This window comes from Pseudomonas sp. JV245A (genome assembly GCF_032424515.1).
GTDB lineage: Bacteria > Pseudomonadota > Gammaproteobacteria > Pseudomonadales > Pseudomonadaceae > Aquipseudomonas > Aquipseudomonas protegens.
On sequence record NZ_VYKE01000368.1, the window covers coordinates 1 to 1,452 of the forward strand.

At 68.5% G+C, this 1,452-nt stretch carries 1 protein-coding gene and 1 pseudogene; both read right to left on the reverse strand.

Translation table 11 applies throughout. From position 1 onward, the window contains the following. The coding region (codA, locus tag F6S12_RS31690) for a cytosine deaminase (RefSeq protein ID WP_315869852.1) at window positions 1-1,085 on the reverse strand (1,085 nt) is incomplete at its 3' end. Between the two features lie 170 nt (window positions 1,086-1,255). Next, a pseudogene (locus F6S12_RS31695) lies at window positions 1,256-1,452 on the reverse strand (cytosine permease); the annotation flags it as partial.

The window sequence follows — 1,452 nt, forward strand, 5'->3', positions numbered from 1 at the left end:
GCCAGGGCCTTGGCGCTGTTGTCGGTGACCAGGTCGAGGGCGCTCTGCAGGTTGCTGTAGCCGAGCATGTGGCAGATGTGCAGGCCGGCTTCCAGTACCCGCAGGATGTTGCCGTTACCCAGGGGGTACCAGGGGTCGACAATCGAGTCCTGGCCGAAGCACACGTTCATCCCGGCCTCCAGCAGCTCATTGACCCGGGTCACGCCGCGGCGTTTCGGGAAGCTGTCGAAGCGCCCCTGCAGGTGGATGCTTTCGGTGGGGCAGGAGACGAAGCTGATGCCCGAATGCCCCAGCAGGCGGAACAGCTTGGCGCAGTAGGCGTTGTCGTAGGAGCCCATGGCCGTGGTGTGGCTGGCGCTGACCCGGGAGCCCATGCCCCGGCTGCGCGCTTCTTCGGCCAGTACTTCGAGAAAGCGCGAGTGCGGGTCGTCGGTTTCGTCGCAGTGCACGTCCACCAGGCAACCCGTGCGTTCGGCCAGGTCCATGAGGAACTTCACCGAGCTCACGCCCTGGTCCCGGGTGTATTCGAAGTGCGGAATACCGCCCACCACATCGGCGCCCAGGCGGATGGCTTCTTCCATCAGCTCGCGGCCGTTGCGGAACGATTCGATGCCCTCCTGGGGGAAGGCGACGATCTGCAGGTCGATCAGGTGCGCGCTTTGCTCGCGCACTTCGAGCATGGCCTTGAGGGCGGTGAGGTCCGGGTCGGTGACATCGACATGGGTGCGTACATGCTGGATGCCGTGGGCGGCCAGGGCGCGGATGGTCTTGTGGGCGCGGGCGCGGGTGTCTTCGGCGGTGATGGTGGCCTTGCGTTCGCCCCAGCACTCGATGCCTTCGAACAGGGTGCCGCTCATGTTCCAGCGCGGCTCGCCCGCGGTGAGGGTGGCGTCCAGGTGAATGTGCGGTTCGACGAAGGGCGGCACCACCAGGTTGCCGCCGGCATCCAGGTGCTCGGGGCCGAAGGCCGGCGCGGCGGTGGGGGCGTCCGGGCCCTGCTGGACGATGCGGGCGATGCGGCCGTTTTCCAGGTGCAGTTGGTGCAGGCCTTCACGGTGGCGCAGGCGGGCGTTGGTGATCAGCATCGGAGCGGTTCCTCGGGTCGGGCAATCAGCGGTTCAGCCGTGGGATCCGGGCGGCGGCCCTTGTCCCTCGGTCATTGGGCTGTGCTTCAACCGGTACCGGTCGAAGCAGGCAGGTGGTTCGGGGCGGGTCATGATAGACCCGGAACGCGCCGGGAGGGCAAGGCCCGGGTTCAGGCCCGGGCGTCGAGGGTGGCGCTGGTGCGGGCGCCGAGCCAGGCGCTGAGCAGGACATAGCTCAGGCTGGCCACGCCGATGCCCACCAACGGCGCGACCCAGGGCGAGCAGAAGGCCGCCAGGGTGCCCAGGCCATAGGCGGCCAGGCCCGGCCAGTTCCAGGCCGGCAACTGGCTGTCGGCCAGGCGCGGGT